At 64.6% G+C, this 23,690-nt stretch carries 21 protein-coding genes and 1 pseudogene; 15 read left to right on the forward strand and 7 right to left on the reverse strand.

Annotation, left to right across the window (positions count from 1 at the left end; genetic code table 11):
* Positions 1-2 precede the first annotated feature (2 nt).
* From mukB to C7I36_RS02160, 4 genes are all read right to left on the reverse strand, one after another.
* Positions 3-4,418, reverse strand: coding sequence for a chromosome partition protein MukB (gene mukB, locus C7I36_RS02145; protein WP_106452099.1), 4,416 nt, complete (start codon positions 4,416-4,418; stop codon positions 3-5).
* On the reverse strand, positions 4,415-5,086 hold the full coding sequence (gene mukE, locus C7I36_RS02150; RefSeq protein WP_106452100.1) for a chromosome partition protein MukE: 672 nt from the start codon (positions 5,084-5,086) through the stop codon (positions 4,415-4,417). The genes mukB and mukE overlap by 4 nt, the downstream gene beginning before the upstream one ends.
* A complete protein-coding gene (gene mukF / locus C7I36_RS02155; RefSeq protein ID WP_106452101.1) occupies positions 5,067-6,392 on the reverse strand; it encodes a chromosome partition protein MukF in 1,326 nt (441 codons plus the stop codon). The genes mukE and mukF overlap by 20 nt, the downstream gene beginning before the upstream one ends.
* 194 nt (positions 6,393-6,586) lie before the next feature.
* On the reverse strand, positions 6,587-7,375 hold the full coding sequence (locus C7I36_RS02160; RefSeq protein ID WP_106452102.1) for a methyltransferase domain-containing protein: 789 nt from the start codon (positions 7,373-7,375) through the stop codon (positions 6,587-6,589).
* A gap of 80 nt (positions 7,376-7,455) precedes the next feature.
* Between C7I36_RS02160 and C7I36_RS02165 the strand changes: the two genes are divergently transcribed.
* The 5 genes from C7I36_RS02165 to C7I36_RS17370 all read left to right on the forward strand — a co-directional run bounded on the left by C7I36_RS02165 (position 7,456) and on the right by C7I36_RS17370 (position 11,157).
* Positions 7,456-8,211, forward strand: a complete 756-nt coding sequence (locus tag C7I36_RS02165; RefSeq protein ID WP_245880005.1) for an ElyC/SanA/YdcF family protein — start codon at positions 7,456-7,458, stop codon at positions 8,209-8,211.
* 108 nt (positions 8,212-8,319) lie between these two features.
* Positions 8,320-9,072, forward strand: coding sequence for a triose-phosphate isomerase (tpiA, locus tag C7I36_RS02170; RefSeq protein WP_106452104.1), 753 nt, complete (start codon positions 8,320-8,322; stop codon positions 9,070-9,072).
* A 65-nt stretch (positions 9,073-9,137) separates the two neighbouring features.
* A complete protein-coding gene (gene pfkA, locus C7I36_RS02175) occupies positions 9,138-10,100 on the forward strand; it encodes a 6-phosphofructokinase (protein WP_106452105.1) in 963 nt (320 codons plus the stop codon).
* 133 nt (positions 10,101-10,233) lie between these two features.
* The gene (locus tag C7I36_RS02180) at positions 10,234-10,959 is read left to right on the forward strand and encodes a sulfite exporter TauE/SafE family protein (protein ID WP_106452106.1); all 726 of its coding nucleotides are present in this window, start codon (positions 10,234-10,236) and stop codon (positions 10,957-10,959) included.
* A 39-nt stretch (positions 10,960-10,998) separates the two neighbouring features.
* Positions 10,999-11,157 carry a hypothetical protein gene (locus C7I36_RS17370; protein WP_181256278.1) on the forward strand — a complete coding sequence of 53 codons (159 nt, stop codon included), beginning with the start codon at positions 10,999-11,001 and terminating at the stop codon, positions 11,155-11,157.
* A gap of 6 nt (positions 11,158-11,163) precedes the next feature.
* On the opposite strand, the gene C7I36_RS02185 is transcribed toward C7I36_RS17370, so the two are convergent.
* Positions 11,164-12,888, reverse strand: a complete 1,725-nt coding sequence (locus C7I36_RS02185; protein WP_106452107.1) for a diguanylate cyclase — start codon at positions 12,886-12,888, stop codon at positions 11,164-11,166.
* A 229-nt stretch (positions 12,889-13,117) separates the two neighbouring features.
* Between C7I36_RS02185 and rsxA the strand changes: the two genes are divergently transcribed.
* From rsxA to gloA, 8 genes and pseudogenes are all read left to right on the forward strand, one after another.
* Positions 13,118-13,699, forward strand: a complete 582-nt coding sequence (gene rsxA / locus C7I36_RS02190) for an electron transport complex subunit RsxA (RefSeq protein ID WP_106452108.1) — start codon at positions 13,118-13,120, stop codon at positions 13,697-13,699.
* A gap of 2 nt (positions 13,700-13,701) precedes the next feature.
* On the forward strand, positions 13,702-14,259 hold the full coding sequence (gene rsxB, locus C7I36_RS02195) for an electron transport complex subunit RsxB (protein ID WP_106452109.1): 558 nt from the start codon (positions 13,702-13,704) through the stop codon (positions 14,257-14,259).
* Between the two features lies 1 nt (position 14,260).
* A pseudogene (gene rsxC, locus C7I36_RS02200) lies at positions 14,261-16,303 on the forward strand (electron transport complex subunit RsxC); the annotation flags it as partial.
* A gap of 17 nt (positions 16,304-16,320) precedes the next feature.
* On the forward strand, positions 16,321-17,370 hold the full coding sequence (gene rsxD, locus C7I36_RS02205) for an electron transport complex subunit RsxD (RefSeq protein WP_106452111.1): 1,050 nt from the start codon (positions 16,321-16,323) through the stop codon (positions 17,368-17,370).
* The gene (gene rsxG, locus C7I36_RS02210; RefSeq protein ID WP_106452112.1) at positions 17,370-18,002 is read left to right on the forward strand and encodes an electron transport complex subunit RsxG; all 633 of its coding nucleotides are present in this window, start codon (positions 17,370-17,372) and stop codon (positions 18,000-18,002) included. The genes rsxD and rsxG overlap by 1 nt, the downstream gene beginning before the upstream one ends.
* The gene (locus tag C7I36_RS02215) at positions 17,999-18,694 is read left to right on the forward strand and encodes an electron transport complex subunit E (RefSeq protein ID WP_106452113.1); all 696 of its coding nucleotides are present in this window, start codon (positions 17,999-18,001) and stop codon (positions 18,692-18,694) included. Before rsxG ends, C7I36_RS02215 begins: the two co-directional genes overlap by 4 nt.
* Entirely contained in the window at positions 18,691-19,332 is a 642-nt protein-coding gene (gene nth / locus C7I36_RS02220) for an endonuclease III (protein ID WP_106452114.1), read from the forward strand. Before C7I36_RS02215 ends, nth begins: the two co-directional genes overlap by 4 nt.
* A gap of 78 nt (positions 19,333-19,410) precedes the next feature.
* Positions 19,411-19,818: a lactoylglutathione lyase gene (gene gloA / locus C7I36_RS02225; RefSeq protein ID WP_106452115.1), complete on the forward strand. Its 408-nt coding sequence runs from the start codon at positions 19,411-19,413 to the stop codon at positions 19,816-19,818.
* A gap of 159 nt (positions 19,819-19,977) precedes the next feature.
* On the opposite strand, the gene cysB is transcribed toward gloA, so the two are convergent.
* Complete coding sequence (gene cysB / locus C7I36_RS02230; RefSeq protein WP_106452116.1) at positions 19,978-20,952, reverse strand: HTH-type transcriptional regulator CysB; 975 nt, start codon at positions 20,950-20,952, stop codon at positions 19,978-19,980.
* A 203-nt stretch (positions 20,953-21,155) separates the two neighbouring features.
* Here cysB and C7I36_RS02235 point away from each other — a divergent pair, with 203 nt between their 5' ends.
* Positions 21,156-21,920, forward strand: coding sequence for a DNA repair ATPase (locus tag C7I36_RS02235; protein WP_106452117.1), 765 nt, complete (start codon positions 21,156-21,158; stop codon positions 21,918-21,920).
* Positions 21,914-22,441: a VOC family protein gene (locus C7I36_RS02240; protein ID WP_106452118.1), complete on the forward strand. Its 528-nt coding sequence runs from the start codon at positions 21,914-21,916 to the stop codon at positions 22,439-22,441. The genes C7I36_RS02235 and C7I36_RS02240 overlap by 7 nt, the downstream gene beginning before the upstream one ends.
* Here the strand turns inward: C7I36_RS02240 and C7I36_RS02245 are convergent.
* The gene (locus C7I36_RS02245) at positions 22,429-23,622 is read right to left on the reverse strand and encodes an MFS transporter (protein WP_106452119.1); all 1,194 of its coding nucleotides are present in this window, start codon (positions 23,620-23,622) and stop codon (positions 22,429-22,431) included. The genes C7I36_RS02240 and C7I36_RS02245 overlap by 13 nt on opposite strands.
* Positions 23,623-23,690: the final 68 nt, after the last annotated feature.

Genomic DNA, 23,690 nt, shown 5'->3' on the forward strand with positions numbered 1-23,690 from the left:
CGTTACGCCGCCTCCCCCGCAAAGCCGCGCAGGCCCACTACGTGCACGTGCTCCTGGTTGCCGTGCACCTTACGGATGAGCTTGTAGGTGGTGCCTTTTTCCGGGCTGATGTTTTCCGGCGCGGCAATCAGCAACTGCATGTCCTGGCGCTCGCACAGCTCGAACAGAGTGGCAATGGAGCGGGCATCCAGCCGCGCCGCTTCGTCGAGGAACAGCAGTCGGCAGGGCAGCACGTCGCGGCCGCGCAGGTGGCGGGCTTCTTCTTCCCAGCTTTGCAGCACCATCAGCAAAATGGCCTGGCCGGTGCCAATGGCCTCGCCGGTAGAGAGTGCGCCGCTTTCGGCACGCAGCCAGCCGTCGGCACCGCGCTGCACTTCAATGTCCAGCTCCAGGTAGTTGCGGTAGTCAAGCAGTGCCTGGCCCAACACCTGCGGGCTGCGATCGCCACGCTCCAGCTCGGGGTTCAGCCGCTGATACAGTTTGCCCATGGCCTCGGAGAAGCTGAGCTCCTTGCTGCCGAACAAGTCCTGATGGCGGCCTTCCGGGTCGCTCAGGGCATCCAGCAGGCGCTGGTAGGTATCGCGAATGTTCACGTTCAGGCGCACCCCGGCCACCAGACCAAAGCGAATGTTCTGCAGGCCCTGGTTAAGCTGGCGAATACGGGTTTGCTCCCGGCGAATAATGGTGTTGATCTTGGCGGCCACTTCCACGGAAGACAGCGACAGCTGGCCTTCCCGCAGGGTGAGCTCGTCGGCCAGGCGCGCCAGCTCCACTTCCATTTCTTCCAGCGCTTCCACCGGATCGTCGGCGCGGATGATGTCGTGGCGAATGCGCGCCTTGAGGTGGCGGAACACCAGAATGTAGAACTGCACCTTTTGCAGGGTGTTGCGGTTGCCCTCGGAAAGGCGCAGGGCATCGCGCAGCTCTTCGTCGTGCTCCACCGCCACCCGCAGGGTGCCGAGCGCCTTGTCGGACATGGAGCGCAGCTCATCGGCATCCAGGTAAGCCAGCTCCGGGCGCTTGAGCCGGCGCTCAACATCGTGCTCCCGGGCCAGCCGCTCTACTTTCGACCAGTTGGCCTTGTGAGCCACCAGCGCCTTGCGGGCGGCAAAGTAGCCCTGGCCGTCTTTGGAGAGGCGCTGGCTGAGGGAGTCGATCTCCCGCTTGGTCACCTGGCGCTGGGCCTCGGTCTGGCTGCGCTTGTTGCGGGTCTGCACCAGCTCGTTTTCCACCTCGCGCTTGGCGTCCCGGGCTGTTTGCTCCATGTCGTCGGCAAGGGTAATGCCCAGGGCCGAAAGCTCTTCACGGAACTCGCCCAGCGTGCGACTGCGGGCATCGCGGCCGGTTACCAGGGCGGTGCGCGCCTGCAGGGCATCGCTTACCCGGCCGGCCAGCTGCTCGGCGCGCAGGCCGGCCTTGCGGCGGGCTTCCTCGGCCTGGGCCAGCTTGGCCTTGAGGCTGTCGTTCATGGCGGAGCTCTGGCTCAGCAGCTGCTCGGCATCTTCATAAGCCAGGTGCGGCAGCCGGGCCACCAGCTGGTTCAGGGCATAGGTGCGGGCACGGGCTTCACGCAGCTCGCTCTCGGCCTGCTCGGTGGCGGCCTTCAAGGCATCAACACCGGCGGGATCCTGGCGCAGCACCTGCACCTGCTCGGCCAGCCGGCCCAGGCGCTGGCCATGGGCGGCCATAACATTGCGGGCCTCGTTCAGTTTGTCGGCCTCGGCTTTGGCGGCTTGCAGCCGCTCGGCCACGCCGTCGTCGGCCAAGAGGGATGCCAGAGGCAGCAGTTTGTGCAGCAGGCCCTGCTGCTCCCGCAGGCTCTCCACCTTGCTGGCCCACTGGGCGCGCTGCTCGGAAAGCGCCGCCCGCTCCTGCTCAAGCTGTTGCTGCTGCTCCGCCAGCTCCGCCAGCAGCGCTTCCGGGCTGGGGGCAAAGGCCTGTTGCAAACCGCTGCTGACAAAGTCGCTCAGCTGATGGTACAGCCGGCTGTGCTTTTGCTGGGCAAAGGCGGCCTCGGCGTAGCGGGCGCTTTCCACTTCCAGTTCGTCGCGCAGCTTGTCCACCTGAGCTTCCCGGGCGGCACGGCCAAACAGCGGCACGGCAGGAAAACGGGAATAACGCAGCTGGCGCTCGCCGTTTTGCACATACACGGCCCCTTCCAGCTCGGTGGCCTGCAGCAGGTCTTCGTCAAAGGCGTCCGGGTTGCCCTGTATGAGATACACATCCGGCGGGCAGGTTTCCAGCGCCTGTAGTTTTTCCAGGGCTGCCTGGGGGTCCGCCACCACAATGGCGTTGCGGGCCGGGCCATAGAGCGCCTCGTAGTAAGGGGCGTCTTCCACAGCGATGTCGTCATACACCTCGCACAGCAGGGTGCCGCCCAGGTGCTCGCACAGGGAGACCAGCTCGGGGGACGCATCGCTGCCGCCGCTCAGCACCCGAATGTGCTGCTCCAGCCGCTGCTTGGCGGCCAGCGCATTTTGCTTGGTCTGCTCGGCCTGATGCTCGTCGCGCAGGGCCTGCTGCATGGCGGCGGTAATTTCGCTGCTGTCGGCAAGGGGCTGGTTCGACAGCTCCCGCAGCCGCTCCAGCGCCTGCTGGGCCTTGTGCCAGGCCGGAGCCTGGGCTTTAAGCTCGTTAATGCGGGGCGCCAGCTGGCCTTCGGCAGACTGCAGCTGGCGCTGGGCCTCGCTGCACTCCGCCAGCTGCTCTTCGGCTTCGGCCTTTTGCTCGTCCAGCTCCGCCAGTTGCAGCTCAAGCTCGTCTTCGCTGTGCACATGGCGGTTGTGGCGCGCCAGCTCCCCTTGCAGCTCGCGCACCTTGTGCAGCCGGGCCTCGGCCTGCTCGGCGTCTTTAAGACTGCGGCGAATGCCTTCTTCCCGGCCAAGCAGGCTCTGGTGCTCCCGGCCCTGTTCAATCAATTGAGTGGCCTTGCTGAAGGCGGCGGCCCTGTCCACGGGGCCGGCCACGGCTTCCAGCAAGGCCAGCGCCTGGTCATACTGGGCGCGAGCGGCCTCGGCCAGGCTCAGTTGCTGGCGTTGCTCCAGCACGGTTTGGGTCAGCTCCTGCTCGCGCGCCTGATGACGCAGCTCTTCTTCCTTGGCCTGCTCGGGCTCAAGGTTCGGCAGCTCGCAGCGGGCGCGCACGTCTTCCAGCGCCTGGCGGGCCTGACGATACTGAATGGCGCGGGTCTGCTGGGTGTCGAGCGCCTGCTGATAATCCGCCAGCTGGCTTTTCAGGCTGTCTACCTCGGCGTCGGCCTCGGTGCGGGCGTCCTGCGCTTCCTGGTGTTCGTCCTGCAGCTCGGCCAGCATGTCTTCCTGCATGGCGAGCTTTTCTTCCAGCTCGTCCAGCTCCAGCTGGTAGGCCTGAATTTTCTCATTAAGCTTCACGCCGCTCATCACCTTGGCCAGGTGCTCGGAGGCAATATCCAGCTCGTCGGTCAGCATGCGCTCTTTGGCCTGCAGGTGCTCGTGTTCATCGGCCAGATAAATCAGCCGGGCCTTTTCTTCGGCCAGAATGCGGCGCTCTTCCGCCAGCGCCTTGCGGGCCGAGAGGGCGAGATCGGACAGCCGCTGCTTCTCCGCGCTGTTGCGCACATAGTCGGCGGCGGCGTAGTGGGTGGTTTCTGTGATCAGCTGGCGGAACAGATCGCGCTGGCGCTGGGTTTCGCGAATGGACTCCAGGGTGCGGCGGTTTTCAAAAATCGCCGCTTCCATGTCGGTAAAGGCCTTGCGAATGCCGGCGTTCTCGGGCAGCAGATAGTCTTTCAGGCTGCGGCTGATGGTGCTGGAAATACCGCCATACAGAGACGCTTCAATCAGGCGGTAGAACTTCACCCGGTCGCGCTGATCCTTCAGCTTGCGGGGGGTCACGCCCATATCGAACAAAAAGTTGTGATACTCGCTCACCGTATTGAAACGGGTGAAGCGCAGGCCGGCGTCCACGGCGGCGGCCTTCAGCTCGTTCAGGGAGCGCACCTGGCCACGGCCGTCGTCCAGGCGGCTCAGCAGCAGCTCGGTGGGAGCCGTGCCTTCGGCCAGATTTTGCAGGGCAAAGGGCACCATGTTGACCTTGTTGTCCCGGTTGGCCACCTGCTCCAGGTGCACGCCAAACCACACCCGCTCCTGCTGAGAGGTGGTCACCTCAATCAGCGAATAGCAGTGGCCCCGCTGCAGCTTGCCATACAGGCCCTTGTCGCGGCTGCCGGACTGGCTGCCCGCTTCCGTGGTGTTGCGAAAGTGCAGCAGGCTAAGATCGGGGATGAGTGCTGCTATAAAGGCCGCCATGGTGGTGGACTTGCCGGCGCCGTTGCCGCCGGACAGGGTGGTTACCAGCTGGTCCAGGTCAAAGGTGCGGGCGAAAAAGCCGTTCCAGTTGACCATGGTCAGGGATTGAAACTTGCCTCGGGTCACACTCACTGCTCGTTCTCCTGCTCGTCCTGCTGTTCGGTGCCGGCCACGGCTTCGCCTTCCTTAATCATGCGCAGCTGCAGCTCGCGGGGGTCTTCGTCGCTGCGCACATCGGCGGCAAAGCGGAACACCGCTTCGGTAATACGGAATTTGTCCTGGCTGCCCACGCTGCTCACCATGCCCATGCGCTTGAGCCTTCGAATGGCGCTTTTCAGCTTGTCGGCCAGCTTGCGCTTGTCGAGGTCGCTGCCGCCGGCGCGCTGGTTCACCATGCGCAGCAGCGCCTGCTCGTTGGACAGGGTCAAAATCTCTTCCTGCAGATCCTCAACGGAAAACACCCCTTCGTTGATCAGGCGGTCCGGGCTCAGGTAGAGGTAGCACAGCACCTTGCCCACCAGCATTTCCAGCTCGGAGAGAATAGAAGTGCCCAGTTCACTGGTGGAGCGCGGCCGCAGGTAATAAAAGCCCTCGGGGGCGCGCACCAGCTCGGCCTGGTAGCGCTGATAAAAGGCGTCAAGCTCGGGGTAATACTCCTGCAGCAGCGAGTGCTGCTCCAGCTCGTCGGCGGTAATGTGCCGGCCCGAGCGCAGCTGGTTGTCGAGGGCCGGAAACAACGGATTGGCAATGGCCAGAACCAGTCGCGGGTCCAGGGCCTGTTCAGTATTGGTCGATAACATGTGCTTGTACCTTGGCCCCGTGGGCATTAATGGGTTGCCAGTCGGGCATGGGCGCGCCCGCCAGTTCACCGTCGGCATGGCCGAGCTTGACCGCTTCGTCAATCAGCAGGCGCGCAATGTCAAAGTGCTGGTAATGGGGGTAATCGTGAAGGTAATCCCGCAGCACCCCGGCCAGATCCAAAGGCTTGCCGGCCATGGAAAACACCGCCAGGTGCTCGCGAATGCGCCCCGAAAGCTCGGCGGCCACGTCTGTCATGTCCTGATATTCCAGCGCCACCGGCAGCTCGCCGGTCACTTCCTCGGCGTAGGCGGCCATGGTTTCGTCCCGCAGCTCCAGGAGCGGCAGGGTCTGGCTCACCCGCAGCCGCCAGTTGTGGGCGTCGAAGTGGCGAATGGACTCGCGCAGCCGCTGGCTGAAGGCGCGGTTTTTGTCCATGTCGATGGCGGTACGAATAAAGCGATGCACGTGGCGGTCGTAGCGGGACCAGAGCTCAATGCACTGGCTGCCCCAGTGAATAATGGCGTCGAGCCTTGCCTGCAGTTGCTGGCACAATACCGCCACCGCTTCGCCTCTGGGGCTTTGCTGCAGCTGCTCTTCAATGTTGAGCAGGCTTTGTTGCAGGCCATGACCGGCTTTATCCAGGGTGTCCTGCAGTTCCCGCAGGGTCACGCCGGTTTCCCGCAGCAGTTGCTCACAGGCGTGAATGGCCTCGTGCCAGTTCTTGTTAAGCAGAGCGGCAATGTTGGCTTTGACTGCGTTTTGCTGCTCGTCCATGGTGCGTTGAGTGTCGTCAATGCGCGCCAGCTGCTCGGCCACGGAATATTTAAGCCGGCCTTCCACGTTCTGGGCCCAGCCCTGCTCATCCGGGTTGGCGGCAATGGCCTTGGCGACCTTGTCCAGCTCCTGAGATATGTGCTCCAGCAGCAGCGAGAGTTTTATCTGGCTCACTTCCCGCTGGGCGGCGAAGAACTCCACTATGGCCAGGCCCAGCCGGGTTAAACGATAAAGGCTTTCCCCCTCGCCGCCGTCGCCCTGAAAGCGGCTCAGCAGGCGCTGGCGCACCAGATCGTTAATGGCGTTGTTGGCCCGGCTGACTTGCGTGTCGGCGGCCTGGTCAAAGCCCTTGCTGACATAGCCAAAGGCGTGGTGCAGCTCGGCCTCGGAAAGCTGCGGCTGCTCGCCGCCCCGGCCAAAGATGTGCACCGCCAGCAAAAAGGCCAGCCGGTCGGGGGGCAGGCTCAGGCCTAAATTTTCCTCTCTGACCCAGCCGATCCAGTCCGGCAGGGTGCGGGACATTTCCGTCATGGTGTTGCTCTCTTCACTTTGAATGCCGCCCGGCCAGGCCCGGCGGCGCGTGTTTTTTGCACTTGGGTGCCTTTTTATACGGCTTATACGGCCTCGTCCATACCTGCAGCGCTGATGCAGGCGGGCCGCCCCAAACGGTGCCGGCGTTGGCGCGCGGACGGCCCGTCCGCAGCCCGGTGCCTAAGGGCAACCCGTTATTCTGGCGGAGGAAAATGACTCTTTTGCGCCAGCACATGGATATAACGCCCCAGGTGCACAAAGGGCTCCCGGCGGGCATGGGCCAGTTCCATGGCTACCAGTTCGTCCGGGCACCGCTGCCTGACCTCGCGCTCCACCAGGTAGTCGTGGATCACCCGCACGCCGCTGCGCCCGGTTATAGCAAAGCCCAGCTCCGCCAGCCACCGGTAAACCTGCTCGGGCCGGCAGGGCCAGGCCGGCGTCAGCTTCTGGCGTCGTTTCTTGACCAGGTCGGCGTGTACATAATCGAAGTTGCCCATCACCAGGCTGTGGAACAGGAGGCCGTCGCGATTGTAGAACATCAACGACAGCTCGCCGTCGTCCGCCAGCAAGGTATCCAGGGTGGCCAGCAACCCGGCCTGATCTTCCACCCACTCCAATACCGCATGGCACAGGATCAGATCGAAGCGGCCCAGCTTTTGCGCCGATAACGACTGGATGGGGCCATGAATAAAGTCGAAACGGTCATCCAGCCCCTTTTCCGTTACCTGGGCCCGGGCCAGGTCCAGCATTTCGGCGGAAAGATCGCACAGCACCACCCGGTGGCCCCGGGCCGCCAGCCCCTGGGACAGGGGGCCAAAACCGCCGCCCGCGTCCAGGATACGCAGGGAGCCGGGGGAACGGCGGGCCAGCAGCTCGTCCAGATCCCGGCCCAGCACCGCCAGCCGGATACGGCCCTTGGTGGTGCCATAAATATTGTTGGCAAAAGTCCGGCTTTTGCCGTCGAAACTGGTATTGCGCTGCACCTGGGTGTTTCATCGTGTCTCGGGGGAGGCTATTCTGGCACAACCATTACGGTTAACAAACGCGTGAGTGCATGGGGACGATGTTTTTGGCCAAAAAATGGCTCGGCGGCCTGCTGATGCCACTGCCCTTGCTGTTGATGCTGGCCCTGATTGGGCTGTTTCTGCTGGCAAGGCAGCACAAACGCAGCGGAACATCCTGCCTGCTGTTGTCTCTTTGTGCATTGATGCTGCTGTCCACCCGGCCGGTGGCCAACGCCCTGATCACCCCGCTGGAGTCCCGCTATCCGCCCCATGAGGTCGGCACCGCGCCGATACAGGACATCATAGTGCTGGGCGCGGCCCAGGTGGCGGACCCGCGCCTGCCGCTGCTGAGCCAGCTCGGCAACGCGGCCCTGGCGCGCATCAGCGAAGGGGTGCGCCTGGCCCACGCCTATCCCGACGCCCGCCTGATCGTTACCGGCTATGCGGGCGGCGAAGGCCGCACCAGCGCCGAGCTGTACGCCGAGGTGGCCGTGGCGCTGGGCATAGGGCCCCGCCGCCTGCTCCTGTTGCCCGAGCCGAAAGACACGGCGGAAGAAGCCGCCGCCGTAGCCCCGCTGATTGCCGGGCGCCGGGCGCTGCTGGTGAGCTCCGCCAGCCATCTGCCCCGGGCCATGGCACTGTTTGCCGCCGAAGGAGCCCACCCCCTCGCCGCCCCGGTCGATCACCAGGCCAAGGAAAGCGCCGCCGCCCTGCCGCTCTATACTTACCTGCCCCGGGCCCGCTACCTGGAGCGCAGCGAACGGGCCTGGCACGAATACCTGGGGCTGTTGTGGCGACGCTGGGCCAGCATTTGATCAAAAACAGACAAAAGTCGAAAAATTACATCAAACCGTGCCCTGCTTCTTGGTTTTGGCCGGATACAATCCTTATAATGGCGTTATTTAACTGAAAGGAAACAACTCATGAGACAGACTCTGGTAATGGGCAACTGGAAACTCAACGGCAGCAAAACCCTGGTCGAGGAGCTGATCACCGCCCTCAAGGCGCCGGCCGCCGAGGCCAGCAAGGTGGCCGTGGCCGTGTGCCCGCCGGTGCTGTTCCTGGGCCAGGCCCAGGAGCTGCTGGCCGACAGCGCCATCGCCCTCGGCGCCCAGGACGCGGACGTGCACACCCAGGGTGCCTTCACCGGTGAAAACTCCCCCGCCATGTACGGCGAGTTTGGGGTGCAGTATGTACTGGTGGGCCACAGCGAGCGCCGCACCCTGCACGGGGAAAGCGATGCGGTGGTGGCCGCCAAGTTCGCCGCCATCCAGCAGGCGGGCCTGGTGCCGGTGCTGTGCATCGGCGAAACCCTGGAGCAGTTCGAGGCCAATGAAACCCAGGCGGTGGTGGAGCGCCAGCTGCAGGCGGTGATCGACCAACACGGTATTCAGTCCCTGGCCGACGCCGTCATCGCCTATGAGCCGGTGTGGGCCATCGGCACCGGCAAAACCGCCACCCCCGAGATTGCCCAGAACGTGCACGCCGCCATCCGCGCCTTCCTGGCCCAGCAGGACGCCAATGTGGCCGCCGGCGTGCAGATCCTTTACGGCGGCTCGGTCAAGGGCGCCAGCGCCGCCGGCCTGTTTGCCATGGAAGACATCGACGGCGCCCTGGTGGGCGGTGCCGCCCTGCAGGCGGACGAGTTTGCCGCCATTATCAAGGCGGGTGCCTGAATCCCCTTTGCCGGCCCCCGGGCCGGCCTTGCGGGTTTGATCCATGTGACTGAACCGAGGCCAAGATGATTAAACGAATTGGGGTACTGACCAGCGGCGGCGACGCCCCGGGCATGAACGCCGCTATCCGCGCCGTGGTGCGGGCCGGCCTGCACCACAACCTGGAGGTATTTGGCATCTACAGCGGCTACCTGGGCCTGCACCAGGACAACATCCAGCAGCTTGAACGGCACAGCGTGTCCGACGTGATCACCCGCGGCGGCACCTTCCTCGGCTCGGCCCGCTTTCCCGAGTTCAAGGAAGAGAAGGTGCGCGAGGAAGCGGTCGAAAACCTGAAGAAGCACGGCATCGACGCCCTGGTGGTGATCGGCGGCGACGGCTCCTACATGGGCGCCATGTGCCTGACCGAAATGGGCTTTCCCTGCATCGGCATTCCCGGCACCATCGACAACGACATTGCCGGCACCGAGTTCACCATCGGCTTTGATACCGCCCTGAACGTGGCGGTGGAAGCCATCGACCGGCTGCGCGACACCTGCAGCTCCCACAACCGGATTTCGGTGGTGGAGATCATGGGCCGCCACTGCGGCGATCTCACCTCCTCCGCCGCCGTGGCCGGGGGCGCCGAGTACGTTATCGTGCCCGAAATCGCCTTCGACAAGGACGAGCTGATCCAGCAAATCCATGAAGGGGTATCCAAGGGCAAGAAGCACGCCATCGTGGCCATCTGCGAAAACGTGTGCGACGTCAACGAGCTGGCCCGGGAAATCCAGAACGCCACCGGCCGCGACACCCGCGCCACCATCCTCGGCCACATCCAGCGCGGCGGCACCCCCACCGCCCAGGACAGGATCATGGCCAGCCGCATGGGCGCGCGGGCGGTGGAGCTGCTGCTGGAAGGCTACGGCGGCCGCTGCGTGGGCCTGCAGAACAACCAGATAGTGCATCACGACATCATCGATTGTATCAAGCACCTGCGACGCCCCTTCAACGAAGAGATGTACCAGCTCTCCAACACCCTCTTCTAAGAAAAAGGGGTCGGAGTCATTTTTAAATTGACTCCGACCCCTTTTTAGGGGCAGTGACCTCGCTGCCTTCCCCCGCCGGTCGCCATTGGCCATAATGGCCGCCTTGCTCGCTGACCCAAGGCTTACGCCGGATATGATGGAATTCGACCCCCTGCTGCTGCTGTTCGCCGCTCTGGCCTGTTTTACCGGTGCCTATGTGCAGACCGCCATCGGCTTTGGCATGGCCATCATTGCCGCTCCCATCCTGTTTTATCTGGATCCGGCCCTGGTGCCCGGCCCCCTGGCCTTCGTGATCCTGATGATGTGCCTGATCAACGGCTGGCGGTTTCGCAAGGGGCTGGAAATCGGCCTGCTGGCCCCGGCCTTGCTGGCTCGTATTCCGGGCAGCCTGGTAGGGGTCTGGCTGCTGGGGGTGATGTCCCCGTCGTGGCTAGCCATCCTTATCGCCTTTACCATCATGCTGGGGGTGCTGGTGCGGCTGTGCAATCTGGCCCTGCCCACCAACGGCGCCACCCTGTCTCTGGGCGGCTTTTTGTCCGGCGTGATGGGCACCAGCACCACCATAGGCGGCCCCCCCATGGTGCTGGTGCTGCACGGGGCCGACATGCACCGCATCCGCGCCAACCTGGCCGGTTTTTTCCTGATTTCCAGCCTGATGTCGGTGATTGCCCTGATCGGCGGCGGTTATTTTGGCCAGCCCCAGTTGCTGCAGTCCCTGCCCCTGGTGCCGGCGGCCCTGCTCGGCAACTGGCTGGCGGTGCACACCCTGCACCTGGTGTCCCGTCCGGTGATGCATTACGGCTCCCTCGGCCTGTGTACCCTGGCGGTGATCGGCATGCTGTTCAATACCCTGGCCTGAACGTCCGGGCATTAAGTGGCATATGATAAGCACATTTTATTGTCCCCGATCAAACCCGCCCGGCTGCGCCCGCGTTATGCTGGCACCCTCATCAACCCAGAGGAGAAGACCATGAGCGGATGTTGCGGAGCCTGCGGCGGCCAGGACAAAGAACAGGAGCAGCAAAAACAGCAGGAACAGGAGCAGGCCGAGGAATAGGGCCCTTCAGGAGCTGAGCGGCTGACCGGTGTTCAGCTCCCGTGCTGCGGCCGTCGCCCCGGCGGCCATTCTGGCGGCCTGCTCCCGCTGATCGCATACCCGGTTGCGGCCCAGCCGTTTGGCCAGGTACAGGGCGTCGTCCGCCCGCTTGAGCAAGGGATCCATGTCGTCGTCTTCGGCACGCCAGCCGGCGATCCCCATCGATACCGTTACCCCTATCCATTGCCCGTCCCCCTGCCGGTAAGGCCGGCGCTGAATGATCTGGCGCAGCCGCTCGGCGGCCATGCGCGCTTCCTCCTCGCCGGTCTCCGGCAGCAGCAGCAGGAATTCCTCGCCGCCGATACGCGCCACCACGTCCATTTTGCGCAGGGTTTCTCGGCACAGGGCCGCTACGTGCATCAGCACCCGGTCGCCGGTGCCGTGACCATGGGTATCGTTGATCTGCTTGAACAGGTCGATATCGAGCATCACCAGGGAAAAAGGCGAGCCATAGCGCCCGGCCCGGGCCAGCTCCTGCTCCAGCAGGGCCATCATGTAGCGGCGGTTGTACAGGCCGGTCAGGAAGTCGGTGCGCACCTGCTTTTCCAGCTCCTGGTTGAGCCGGCGTACCAGTTGTTCGCTGCTGGCCCGGCGCAGGTTCTGCCCGGTCAGCAATACCAGCATCAGGGCCAGCAACGCCATCACGGCGCCGCCCCCGAGCAGCAGCCAGCGGTGCTCCCGCCACAGGCTGGCCGGCTCGCCCAGAATACGGCTGCCTGCGGGCAGCTGTGCCCGGGTCAATTGCCAGCGGCCAAGTTGCCGCCAGTGGAACTGGGGTTCGCTCAGCGCCAGCCCGGCCAGCAGCGACGGGTCAAAGGGCCGCTCGCCCCTGAGCAACTGCGCCGCCAGGGTACCCATCTGGCGGCCGATATCGGCGGTGCGCAACACCACGCCGCCGAGCACGCCTTCATCCATATAGGCATCCAGGGTCACGAACAGGGGCTGACGCGCCAGGGACGACACCTGCAGGGCCACGTCCGCCGGAATAAAGCTGCGCCCGCTGAGATCGGAAAAATAGGGGGAATAGAGGATAAGGGCATCGTCGGGCTGGTTCCTTACCCGGGCCAGCATCTGCTCGTAGCCGAGCCGGTCGGTCAGCTCAGCCTCGAACGGCTGCGCCATCTGCTCCAGGGCCTGCTGCAGGGCATCGCGAACAGGCAGGAAGCGGTCGTTGGCGCCGGTGATCACCAGCAGGCGCGAGCGCTCGGGAAAGAGCCTGCGCATGCTGGCCAGGGTGGCGGCGATGTCCGGCTGCCAGGGTACCGCCAGGGACGGATGCCGGCCCCGGACCAGGCCGGGCGGATGGGTCGGCGCCGTGCTCGCCAGCAGCGGTACTCCCGCAGGCACTATGGGGTATTGCTGGATAAAGTCGTAGGCCGGCTGGGTAATGGTGATCACCAGGCCAACCTCGCGTCCGGCCAGCTTGTGGCCAAGCTGGGCCGCCAGTGCCGGTATGTCGGCCCCCGGGCGCAGCAGATCGAGATGCTCGACATAGATGCGCTCCAGCCCCACGCCATGTTCCGTCAGGGCGGCGACCGCGCCGCGGGTGATGTTGTCGGGAATGGGCACGCCGTACTGATGGCTGTTGAGCACCAGCACGCCGGCCGGCGTGGCCGCCCAGGCGGGCGACAGGATCAGCAGGCAAAGGCCGAGCAGCCGCATGACGATCCTGGTGCAATGGTGCTGAAGCATAGGTTCCCTACCCGGTCGCGGTCCGAGCGGACCCCGCTTTCAAGGCTAGTCCATGGGCGCGCGACCTGCTAAACCGGCCGGCGTGGCCGCCCTGGGCAATCCATGCCGGTAGTATGGGTTATCATGATGTTAATCAAGACCTTGAACCAAGACCCTTTGATCTGTGGCATTGTTAAAAGGGGCGTAAAGTCCGATAATACCGGCCGCCATTCAACATTGCCGAGCGATCATGTCTGAATATCTCCTGCTGTTTATCGGCACGGTGCTGGTCAATAACTTCGTGCTGGTCAAGTTCCTGGGGCTGTGTCCCTTTATGGGCGTGTCCGGCAAACTGGAAACCGCCATCGGCATGGGCCTGGCCACCACCTTTGTGCTGACCCTGGCGGCGGCCTGTTCCTACCTGGTCAACCAGTATATTCTGCTGCCCCTGGATCTGCTCTACCTGCGCACCCTGTCGTTTATCCTGGTGATTGCCGTGGTGGTGCAGTTCACCGAAATGGTGGTGCACAAGACCAGCCCTTCCCTGTACCGGCTGCTCGGCATCTTTCTGCCGCTCATCACCACCAACTGCGCCGTGCTGGGGGTAGCCCTGCTCAACATCAACGAACAGCATAATTTCATGCAGAGCCTGGTGTACGGTTTTGGCGCCGCGCTCGGCTTTTCCCTGGTGCTGGTGCTGTTCGCCGCCATGCGCGAGCGGCTGGCCGGGGCCGATGTCCCCGCGCCCTTCAGGGGCGCGGCCCTGGCCATGATCACCGCCGGCCTGATGTCGCTGGCCTTCATGGGTTTCACCGGACTGGTTAAGTTGTAACGATGACTCATATTCTTATCGCCGTTGCCGTCCTGGCGCTGCTGGCGCTGCTGTTCGGCCTGCTGCTGGGCTTTGCCGCCGTGCGCTTTCGGGTCGAATCCGATCCCATCGTCGACCAGCTCGACGAGCTGCTGCCGCAAACCCAGTGCGGCCAGTGCGGCTATCCGGGCTGCCGTCCCTATGCCGAGGCCGTGGCCAACGGCGACGACATCAACAAATGCGTGCCCGGCGGCGAGGCCACCATGCGCAAGATTGCCGACCTTATGGGGGTCGAGCCCCAGTCCATGGGCGAGGCCGCCGCCGAGCCGGAGAAGCGGGTCGCCTTTATCCACGAGGACATGTGCATCGGCTGCACCAAGTGCATCCAGGCCTGTCCGGTGGATGCCATCGTCGGGGCCACCAAGGCGCTGCATACCGTGCTCAGGGACGAGTGCACCGGTTGTGACCTCTGTGTCGACCCCTGCCCCACCGACTGTATCGAGATGATCCCGGTGCCGGTGACCACCGACAACTGGAAATGGCAGCTCAATGCCATCCCCATCAAGCAGGTAGAACACTAAGATGTCGCTGTTTCACGACCTGAGCACAGGCAAGCTGCACCGCTTTCATGGCGGTATCCATCCGCCCGGGCGCAAGGCGCCCGCCAACCAGTCGCCCCTGGTCGACGCAGGCCTGCCGCCGGAGCTGGTGCTGCAGGTGCGCCAGCATATCGGCCAGCCGGCCCGGCTGCGGGTGGCGGTGGGCGACCGGATACTGAAGGGCGCGCCGCTCACCGAATCGCTCAATCCCATGATGATCCCCGTGCACGCACCGACCTCGGGCACTGTGGTGGCCATCGAGGACAGGCCCCTGTGCCATCCTTCGGGGCTGGAAGGACAGTGCGTGGTGCTGCGTCCGGACGGCGAGGACCGCTGGCGGCCACGCTACCCCATGGCGGACTACCGGGCGCTGGCCCGGGATGTGCTGCTTGAACGCATCCACGAGGCGGGCATCACCGGCCTCGGCGGCGCCGGTTTTCCCTCCCATGTGAAGCTGCGCCCGCGCAAAAAAGCGATGGACACCCTGATCATCAACGGCGTGGAATGTGAGCCCTATATCAGCGCCGACGATCTGCTGATGCGCGAGCATGCCGCCGAGATCCTCCAGGGTGTCGCCATACTGCGCCATATTGTGCAGCCCCAGGTCACTGTGCTGGCGGTGGAGGACAACAAGCCCGAGGCCCTGGCGGCCCTGCGTGAGGCGAACGACGACGAAAGCCTGCTGGTGGTCGCGGTGCCCACCAAGTACCCGTCCGGCGGTGAACGGCAACTGATTGAAATCCTCACCGGCCGCCAGGTACCGCGCAACGGCCTGCCCGCCGACATCGGCATAGTGGTGCAAAACGTGGGCACCGCCTTCGCGGTCAAGCGGGCCGTGATCGACGACGAACCCCTTATCCGCCGGGTGGTGACCCTGGCCGGCGACGCCTTTGCCCGGCCCGGCAATGCCTGGGTGCACATAGGCACCCCGGTGCGCTATCTGCTCGAGCGTTTCGGACTCATCCCGGAGCCGGAGCAGCGCATCATCATGGGTGGCCCCATGATGGGCTTTACCCTGCACACCGCCGCGGCCCCCATCATCAAGGGCAGCAACTGCCTGCTGGCACCGACTGCCCGGGAACTGCCCGAGCCCGCCGCCGAACAGGCCTGCATCCGCTGCAGCCAGTGCGCCGATGCCTGCCCCGCCAGCCTGCTGCCCCAGCAGTTATACTGGTATGCCCGGGCCGGGGATCACGATCAGCTGGATCGCCATCACCTGTTCGACTGCATCGAATGCGGTGCCTGTGCCTATGTCTGCCCCAGCCATATTCCGCTGGTGCAATATTACCGGGTGGCCAAGGCGGATATCCGCCAGGCCCAGCGGGACACCGAGCAGGCGGAACGGGCCAAACAACGCTTCGAGGCGCGCCAGGCCCGGCTGGAGCGGGAAAAGGCCGAGCGCCAGGCCCGCCAGGAAAAGGCCGCCGCCGAACGCAAGGCCCGCATGGCCGAGCAGGTGGCCGCCGGTGGCGAAGATCCGGTGGCTGCGGCGCTGGCCCGGGTCAAGGCCCGCCGCCAGGACAGCGAACAGCCGGACATGGCTGCCGCCCGGGCCGCCCGCAAGGAAGAGGCCCGCCGCAATCGGGAGCAAAAAGCCCTGCAGGCCGAACAGGCGAGCCCGACCGCCCCCGTCGCCGACGACAAGCAGGCCGCCGTGGCCGCCGCCATTGCCCGCGCCAAGGCCCGCAAGGTCGAGCAGCAGGGTGACGCCGCCCCGGCAGCGGAACCCTCCGCCGACCACAAAAAAGCCGCCGTGGCCGCCGCCATTGCCCGCGCCAAGGCCCGCAAGGCCGAGCAGCAGGGTGACGCCGCCCCGGCAGCGGAACCCTCCGCCGACCACAAAAAAGCCGCCGTGGCCGCCGCCATTGCCCGCGCCAAGGCCCGCAAGGTCGAGCAGGCAAGCCCGCCTGCGTCGGCCGCGGACGGCAATACCGGTCCCGCGCCGGACGATGCCCGCCAGGCCGCCATCCGGGCGGCCGTGGCCCGCGCCAAGGCGCGCAAGGCAGCCGCTTCTTCTCAATCTGACCCGGAAGACGAGTCCTGATGGATTTCAATATCAGCAGTTCACCCCATGATCGCACCCCCATGAGCACCGCCGTGCTGATGCGCCGGGTCTGTTACTGCCTGCTGCCCGGCATTGCCGCCCAGTGGTGGTTTTTTGGCTGGGGCAGCCTGGTGCAGATGGCGCTGGCGGTGGTTACCGCTTACGGGGCCGAGGCGCTGGTGTTGCGCCTGCGCGGACGCTCCCTCGCCTCCCTGGGCGACGGCTCGGCCCTGCTCACCGCGCTGTTGATAGGGCTGGCCATTCCGCCCCTGGCGCCCTGGTGGCTGGTGGTGATCGGCACCGCTTTTGCCATCATCGTCGCCAAGCAGTTGTACGGCGGCCTGGGGCAAAACCTGTTCAACCCCGCCATGGTGGCCTATGTGCTGCTGCTGGTGTCCTTTCCGCTGCACATGACCAGCTGGCTTCCGCCCCTGTCGCTGCAGCCCTATCCGGCCACCCTGGCAGACAGCCTGTCGGCCATTTTTACCGGCTTTACCCTGGACGGTTTCAGCCCGCACCAGTTGCGCGAGCTGGCCGACGGCAGCACCATGGCGACCCCCCTGGATACCCTGAAAACCGGCTTCGGCCAGGGCCGTACCGCCGCCGAAATCCAGGCCTCGCCGGTGTTCGGCGGGCTCGCCGGCGTGGGCTGGCAGTGGGTCAACCTGGCCTACCTGGCGGGCGGCCTGGCGCTGCTGCGCCTGCGCCTGATCAGTTGGCCCATTCCCCTGGCCGTCCTCGCCAGCCTGTTCCTGTTCAGCCTGCTCGGCTGGCTGGTATCGCCGGATACCACCGTCGCCCCGCCGGCGCACCTGCTGTCCGGCGCCACCATGCTGGGTGCCTTTTTTATCGCCACCGACCCGGTGTCGGCCGCCACCACGGTGCGTGGCCGCCTGGTCTACGGTACCCTGATCGGCCTGCTGGTTTACCTGATCCGCACCTTCGGCGGCTACCCGGACGCCATCGCCTTCGCGGTGCTGCTGGCCAACATGACGGTGCCGATGATCGACAGCCTGACCCGGCCCAAAACCTACGGGGAGCCACGCTGATGCTGGAGATGATGCGTAAAAACGGCCTGGTGCTGGCCGCCTTTGCCCTGGTATGCACTGCCCTGGTGGCCTTCACCAACCGGCTGACCCGGGATACCATCGTCGCACAGGAGCAGGCCCAGCTGCTGCGGGTGCTGAACGAGCTGCTGCCCGCCGAGACCCATGACGAGCCGCTGTTTGAGCATTGTGTGCTGCTCTCCAGTCCCGACTACCTGGGCAGCCACACCCCCTTGCCGGTGTTTACCGCGGTCAAGGACGGCGAGGTGCGCGGCCGCGCCATCGAGACCATCGCCCCCGATGGTTACAGCGGCGAGATCAAGCTGGTGGTGGGCGTCACTGCCGACGGCAGCCTGTCCGGAGTGCGGGTGCTCAACCACAATGAAACCCCGGGGCTGGGCGACAAGATAGAGCTGAAAAAATCCGACTGGATGCTGCGCTTTGATGGCCAGCGGCTCGAGGGCGCGGACGATCCGCGCTGGGCGGTACGCCCCGACGGCGGCCAGTTCGACGCCTTCACCGGTGCCACCATCACGCCCCGGGCCGTGGTGGGCGCGGTCCGTAAGGTGCTGCTGCTGGTCAACGAACAGCCCGGCCTGCTGCAACAGGCCCCCGCCTGTGGAGAATCGCTGTGAACGAACAATACAAGGACATCATCCGCCAGGGGCTGTGGGCCAACAACCCGGCCCTGGTACAAATCCTCGGCCTGTGCCCGGTACTGGCGGTCACCAACACCCTGACCAACGCCATGGGCCTGGGGCTGGCCACCCTGCTGGTACTGGTGGGCTCCAACGTCAGCGTATCACTGGTGCGCCGCTGGGTGCCCAACGAAGTGCGCATCCCCATCTATGTGATGATCATCGCCAGCCTGGTGACCTGTGTACAGCTGCTGATGAATGCCTACACCTATGGCCTGTACCAGTCGCTGGGCATCTTTATTCCGCTTATCGTCACCAACTGCGTGATCATCGGCCGGGCCGAGGCCTTCGCCTCCAAAAACAGCGCGCCCCTGGCCGCCCTGGACGGCCTGATGATGGGCCTGGGCTTTACCGCCGTGCTGCTGGTGCTGGGCGGCCTGCGCGAGCTGCTGGGCATGGGCACCCTGTTCGACGGCGCCGAGCTGCTGCTGGGCGACTGGGCGGCGGGGCTGCGCATGGATGTGCTGCACCTGGACAACGGCTTTTTGCTGGCGATACTGCCGCCCGGCGCCTTTATTGGCCTGGGGTTGCTGGTCGCCGCCAAGAACTGGCTTGACGGACGGCGTGCGGCCCGCCGCGCTCCGGTGCCCAAGGCCGATATCCCCAGAGCAAGGGTCACCTCATTATGAACAAGGACAAGCGCCGCGAAATCCTGGAGCGGCTGCGGGCGGAAAACCCCCACCCCACCACCGAGCTGAACTACAGCAACCCGTTCGAGCTGCTGATCGCCGTGCTGCTGTCGGCCCAGGCCACCGACGTCAGCGTCAACAAGGCCACCAAGGGCCTGTTTGCCGCCGGCCCCACCCCTGCCGCCATGCTGGCGTTGGGTGTGGACGGGGTAAAAGAGCACATCAAGACCATAGGCCTGTTCAATTCCAAGGCCGAGAACGTGATCAAAACCTGCGCCATCCTGCTCGAGCAACATGGCGGCGAGGTGCCGCAAGACCGTGCCGCCCTGGAGGCCCTGCCCGGGGTGGGCCGCAAGACCGCCAACGTGGTGCTCAACACCGCCTTCGGCTGGCCCACCATAGCGGTGGACACCCATATTTTCCGGCTGGCCAACCGCACCCGCTTTGCGCCGGGAAAAAATGTGGACGAGGTGGAGCAGAAGCTGCTGAAATGGGTGCCGGCGGAGTTCAAGCTGGACGTGCACCACTGGTTCATCCTCCACGGCCGTTATGTCTGCACCGCCCGCAAGCCCCGCTGCGGGGCCTGTGTGATCGAGGATTTATGCGAATTCAAGGACAAGCAATACCCGGATAACTGAGCGGGAGCGCCGCTCCGGCCGCCATCATCAACAAGGGATGTTTTCCTTTACCATCAATACATACTGGGAGTGTCAAACATGCGTATTCTGCATACCATGCTGAGAGTGGGTAACCTGGACAGGTCCGTCGATTTTTACACCAAGGTCATGGGCATGAAACTGCTGCGTACCAGTGAAAACCCGGAATACCAGTACACCCTGGCCTTCGTCGGCTACGGCGAGGAAAAGGACGAGGCGGTGCTGGAGCTGACCTACAACTGGGGCACGGAGCAGTACGACCTGGGCAATGCCTATGGCCATATCGCCATCGAGGCCGAAGACATCTACGGCATGTGCGAGCAGATCCGCGCCGCCGGCGGCAAGGTGACCCGGGAGCCGGGCCCGGTCAAGGGCGGCACCACGGTGATCGCCTTTGTGGAGGATCCGGACGGCTACAAGATTGAGCTGATCGCCAAAAAGGATGCCGGCAAGGGCCTGGGGGACTAACCCCCGGCTTTCAGCCGAGCGCGGGGCCTGCCGGCACAATGCCGTGCCTGCAGGCCTGTGTATTATCATTCCGGCCCCGGGCCGGAATCCATGTGAAAGATTTCTACAGACCCGGCGCTGAACGCACCATCCCCACCGCTTACCGCGCTTGGCAGGGGATCACCGCATTGGCAATTCGATGTCTTCAAACAGCTTTTCTATTTCCTCCGGCGCCCGCAGGGCGATCGCCTTGTCGATCCGCTCCCGGGTCAGGTGCGGTGCAAACCGCTCCATGAAGTCATACATATAGCTGCGCAGGAAAGTCCCCTTGCGAAAGCCGATTTTGGTGGTGCTGGCGGCGAACAGGTGGCTGGCATCGATGGCCACCAGGTCGTCGTCCTCCTCGGGATCCACCGCCATGCTGGCCAGCACGCCGATACCAATGCCCAGGCGCACATAGGTTTTGATCACATCGGCGTCGGTGGCGGTAAAGACCACCTGGGGCTCATAGCCGGCCCGGTTGAAGGCGAGGTCGAGCTCGGAGCGGCCGGTAAAGCCGAATACATAGGTGACCAGCGGAAACTGGGCAATATCGGCGATACCGGGGCGGGACACCGCGGCCAGGGGGTGGTTCCGGGGCACCAGGATGCAGCGGTTCCAGTGGTAGCAGGGCAGCATGATCAGATCCTGGTAAAGATGCATGGCCTCGGTGGCGATGGCGAAGTCGGAAGCGCCCTTGGCCACCGACTCGCTGATCTGTACCGGGGTGCCCTGGTGCATGTGCAGCGAGACCTTGGGATAACGGGCGATAAACCCCTTGATCACCGCCGGCAGCGCATAGCGGGCCTGGGTATGGGTGGTGGAGATATTGAGCGAGCCCTGGTCCGGATGGGTGTGCTGGCTGGCGACCGCCTTGATGCTCTCGACCTTGCCCAGGATTTCGCCGGCGATGCGGATAATATCGCGCCCGGCGGGGGTGATCTGGGTCAGGTGTTTGCCGCTGCGCTCGAATACCTGTACCCCCAACTCGTCTTCCAGCATGCGGACCTGCTTGCTGATCCCCGGTTGCGAGGTATAAAGGCTTTCGGCGGTGGCGGATACGTTCAGGTTATGGTTGGCTACTTCGACGATGTAGCGCAACTGTTGCAGTTTCATGGCATCTCGGGGTTGGAGTGACTTAGCTAAATACTATCAGACCTTGACCAAAGATCCTCTGCCCCGCATCCACCAAAGCGCATAATGGGCGACCCGGTTGCGGCAAGTCTGAGCGCTTGGTGCCCGGGACGTTAGCCAAAGCCCGATTAGTGGGTTAACATTTCGATCCATGCGTTTTTTCTCACCATAGCGAGCCGTTGCCGATGATCCTGACCCTGGTACTCGTAGCCATAGGCCTACTGCTGTTTCTCGTGATTATTTACAATATTTTCCAGCAATACCGGCAAAAACAGGATACCGAAAAACGCGCCCTGCTGATGAAGCACAAACACATCATCAGCGAAGCCGAGGAGCTGCTGCTCAACGCCAGCCAGATCCCCTACAGCCGGACCCTGGTATCGGTGCTGCACCAGCGCATTCTCACCAGCCTGCAAAGCATGCTGCAGCAGGACCCCCGCAACAGCCAGCTCAATGCCCGCATCAACAACACCCGCCAGCAGCTGGAGCAGCTCAAGGAGGGCTTCCCGGGCGAGCAGGAGGGGCTGAGGGCGCCCGAATCGGACCAGCAGGCCATCCATATGCTGAAGGTGGTCAAGCGCTTGCGCGGCCTGTTGCGCATCGAGCACAACAACGGCAAGGTCGGCACCCAGACCTTTATCAACGAAGACCGCAGGCTTGAACTCATCCAGCTGAAAATCAATCTGTCCAACCTGCTCAAGCGCTCACGCCTCGCCCTCGAAAACCGGGAGGCCGCCATGGCCCGGCAGATGCTGGAAAAGGGCAAGAAGGTGCTGGAACAGGTCAGCGACAAGGACGAACAGCTGCGTAAAGTCGAGGAAACCATCCAGAAATGGCTGGACGAGATGACCCGTAAACAGCACAGCGAGATGGAGCAGAAAGAGCAGGAAGAGCAGCAGGAAGAAAAATCCGAGCTGGACCTGCTGTTCGAGCCCAAGCGCAAATGGTAACCGGCCTCGATGCCCTGCTGGGCGACCCCGGGGCCTTTCTCCGGCAACTGGCCGGGGCCATGGCCAGGGCCGGGCTGCCGGCCGACCTCGGCCCCATGGATCACCTTTGCTACCGCGCCCGCGACAAGGCCGACTACCTCAGGCTCAGGGCCGCCCTGGCGGAGCACGGCGAACCGCTGGTGGAGGGCATGATAGGCGGACGGCCCATCCTCACCCTGGCCCTGCACCGGCCCCTGTCCGGCCCCTTTGGTCCCGTGCCCTGCCTCGAGCTGGCCGCGCCCAAGCCCGGCCGGGTGCACCACCACGGGCTCGAGCACGGCGAAATCGTGGTGCCCGACCTCGCGGCGCTGCAAGCCCGTTACCCCGGGGTGTCTTTCGATACCGGCGGCCTGCCTCACGAACTGACCCTGCCCCTGCCGCCCTGGCAGGTGAAATTCCACTGTACCAGCCTGGCCGACACCATCGCCCGGGAACGGGCCCAGGGCCTGGTGGTGCCGGTACCCGCCGACTACTTCGGCTGAGCCAGCGGCATCGCCCGTTCCCGCCGCTGCAGCCGCAGCGTCAGCCCTCCGGTTACCCCCATAACGGCGATCATGCCGGCGGCGATGCCCGGCAGCCCGGCCCATTCCCAGAAGGGATAGAGGTAAAGGCCGCCGAGGCTGGCGCCCAGGTAGTAAAACACCAGGTAAAGGGAAGACGCCAGCGCCCTGTGCTGCTGCACGCTGCGCCCTACCCAACTGCTGGCGCAGGCGTGGGCAAGGAAAAAAGCGAAACTGTCCACCAGCAGGGCCAGCAGGATCACCGGCACCCGCTCGCTGAGCAGGCCCAGGCTGCCCACGGCCATAATGGCAATGGCCGCCAGCAGGGTGCGGCACAGGCCGAAACGGTTGATCAGCAGCCCGCTGATGCCCGAGGCGAAGGTACCGCTCAGGTAGGTGAGAAACAGCAGCCCGATGGCCGCCGGCGCCAGCCCCACGGGCGGCGCCGCCAGGTAAAAGGCGACATAGGTGTACTGGTTGAGGAACACCATGAAATTGAGCCCGCCGATAAGATACACCGGCCACAGCAGCGGATTGCGTATGTGATCGAACAGGGCACGGGTGCCCTGGCCCTTGCGGGCCGGCACAAAATGGCGCGACGCGGGCAGCAGCCTCACCAGGGGTAGCCACAACAGCAGGCTGGCGAGCCCCAGCACCAGGAAGCTGGCCTGCCAGCCGGACCATTGGGCCAGCAGCCCGCCGAACACCCGCCCGGCGATGCCGCCCACCGAATTGGCGGCGATATAGATGCCGATGCTGGTCACCAGCGCCTTGGGCGTGAACTCCTCCCCCATATACGCCACCGCCGTCGCCGGCAGTCCGGCCAGGAAAAAGCCCTGCAGTCCGCGCAGCAGTACCAGCAGACCAAAGGCGGGCACCCAGGCGATGAGAATGCCGAGCACAATGGCCGCCAGCAGGCAGCCGAGCATCACCGGCTTGCGCCCCAGCCGATCCGCCACCCGCGCCCAGAACAGCAGGCCAAAAGCCAGCCCCAGGGTCGAGGCGGACAGCGCCCAGCCGGCGCTGAGGGCCGACAGCCCGAAGTCGTCGGCCAGCAGCGGCAACAGCGGCTGGGTCAGGTAAAGGTTGATAAACACCAGCATGGAGCCCAGGCCCAGGGCCAGGGTGGCACGCCACCAGAGTGCGGTTTTCAGATCGATCATGGTCTTCCCCCTGTGGAGCCTTGACCTTACGCGCCGTCAGTGCATAAATGAAATATATTTAAATTATG

The organism is Zobellella taiwanensis (assembly GCF_003012795.1).
Lineage (GTDB): Bacteria > Pseudomonadota > Gammaproteobacteria > Enterobacterales > Aeromonadaceae > Oceanimonas > Oceanimonas taiwanensis.

What these genes read in the sequence shown, in the direction of transcription:
- mukE (WP_106452100.1), bottom strand. Translation starts at nt 5,086, where the DNA reads ATGTTATCGACCAATACTGAACAGGCCCTGGACCCGCGACTGGTTCTG.
- mukF (WP_106452101.1), bottom strand. Translation starts at nt 6,392, where the DNA reads ATGACGGAAATGTCCCGCACCCTGCCGGACTGGATCGGCTGGGTCAGA.
- C7I36_RS02165 (WP_245880005.1), top strand. Translation starts at nt 7,456, where the DNA reads ATGTTTTTGGCCAAAAAATGGCTCGGCGGCCTGCTGATGCCACTGCCC.
- tpiA (WP_106452104.1), top strand. Translation starts at nt 8,320, where the DNA reads ATGAGACAGACTCTGGTAATGGGCAACTGGAAACTCAACGGCAGCAAA.
- pfkA (WP_106452105.1), top strand. Translation starts at nt 9,138, where the DNA reads ATGATTAAACGAATTGGGGTACTGACCAGCGGCGGCGACGCCCCGGGC.
- C7I36_RS02180 (WP_106452106.1), top strand. Translation starts at nt 10,234, where the DNA reads ATGATGGAATTCGACCCCCTGCTGCTGCTGTTCGCCGCTCTGGCCTGT.
- C7I36_RS02185 (WP_106452107.1), bottom strand. Translation starts at nt 12,888, where the DNA reads ATGCTTCAGCACCATTGCACCAGGATCGTCATGCGGCTGCTCGGCCTT.
- rsxA (WP_106452108.1), top strand. Translation starts at nt 13,118, where the DNA reads ATGTCTGAATATCTCCTGCTGTTTATCGGCACGGTGCTGGTCAATAAC.
- rsxB (WP_106452109.1), top strand. Translation starts at nt 13,702, where the DNA reads ATGACTCATATTCTTATCGCCGTTGCCGTCCTGGCGCTGCTGGCGCTG.
- rsxD (WP_106452111.1), top strand. Translation starts at nt 16,321, where the DNA reads ATGGATTTCAATATCAGCAGTTCACCCCATGATCGCACCCCCATGAGC.
- rsxG (WP_106452112.1), top strand. Translation starts at nt 17,370, where the DNA reads ATGCTGGAGATGATGCGTAAAAACGGCCTGGTGCTGGCCGCCTTTGCC.
- nth (WP_106452114.1), top strand. Translation starts at nt 18,691, where the DNA reads ATGAACAAGGACAAGCGCCGCGAAATCCTGGAGCGGCTGCGGGCGGAA.
- gloA (WP_106452115.1), top strand. Translation starts at nt 19,411, where the DNA reads ATGCGTATTCTGCATACCATGCTGAGAGTGGGTAACCTGGACAGGTCC.
- cysB (WP_106452116.1), bottom strand. Translation starts at nt 20,952, where the DNA reads ATGAAACTGCAACAGTTGCGCTACATCGTCGAAGTAGCCAACCATAAC.
- C7I36_RS02235 (WP_106452117.1), top strand. Translation starts at nt 21,156, where the DNA reads ATGATCCTGACCCTGGTACTCGTAGCCATAGGCCTACTGCTGTTTCTC.
- C7I36_RS02240 (WP_106452118.1), top strand. Translation starts at nt 21,914, where the DNA reads ATGGTAACCGGCCTCGATGCCCTGCTGGGCGACCCCGGGGCCTTTCTC.
- C7I36_RS02245 (WP_106452119.1), bottom strand. Translation starts at nt 23,622, where the DNA reads ATGATCGATCTGAAAACCGCACTCTGGTGGCGTGCCACCCTGGCCCTG.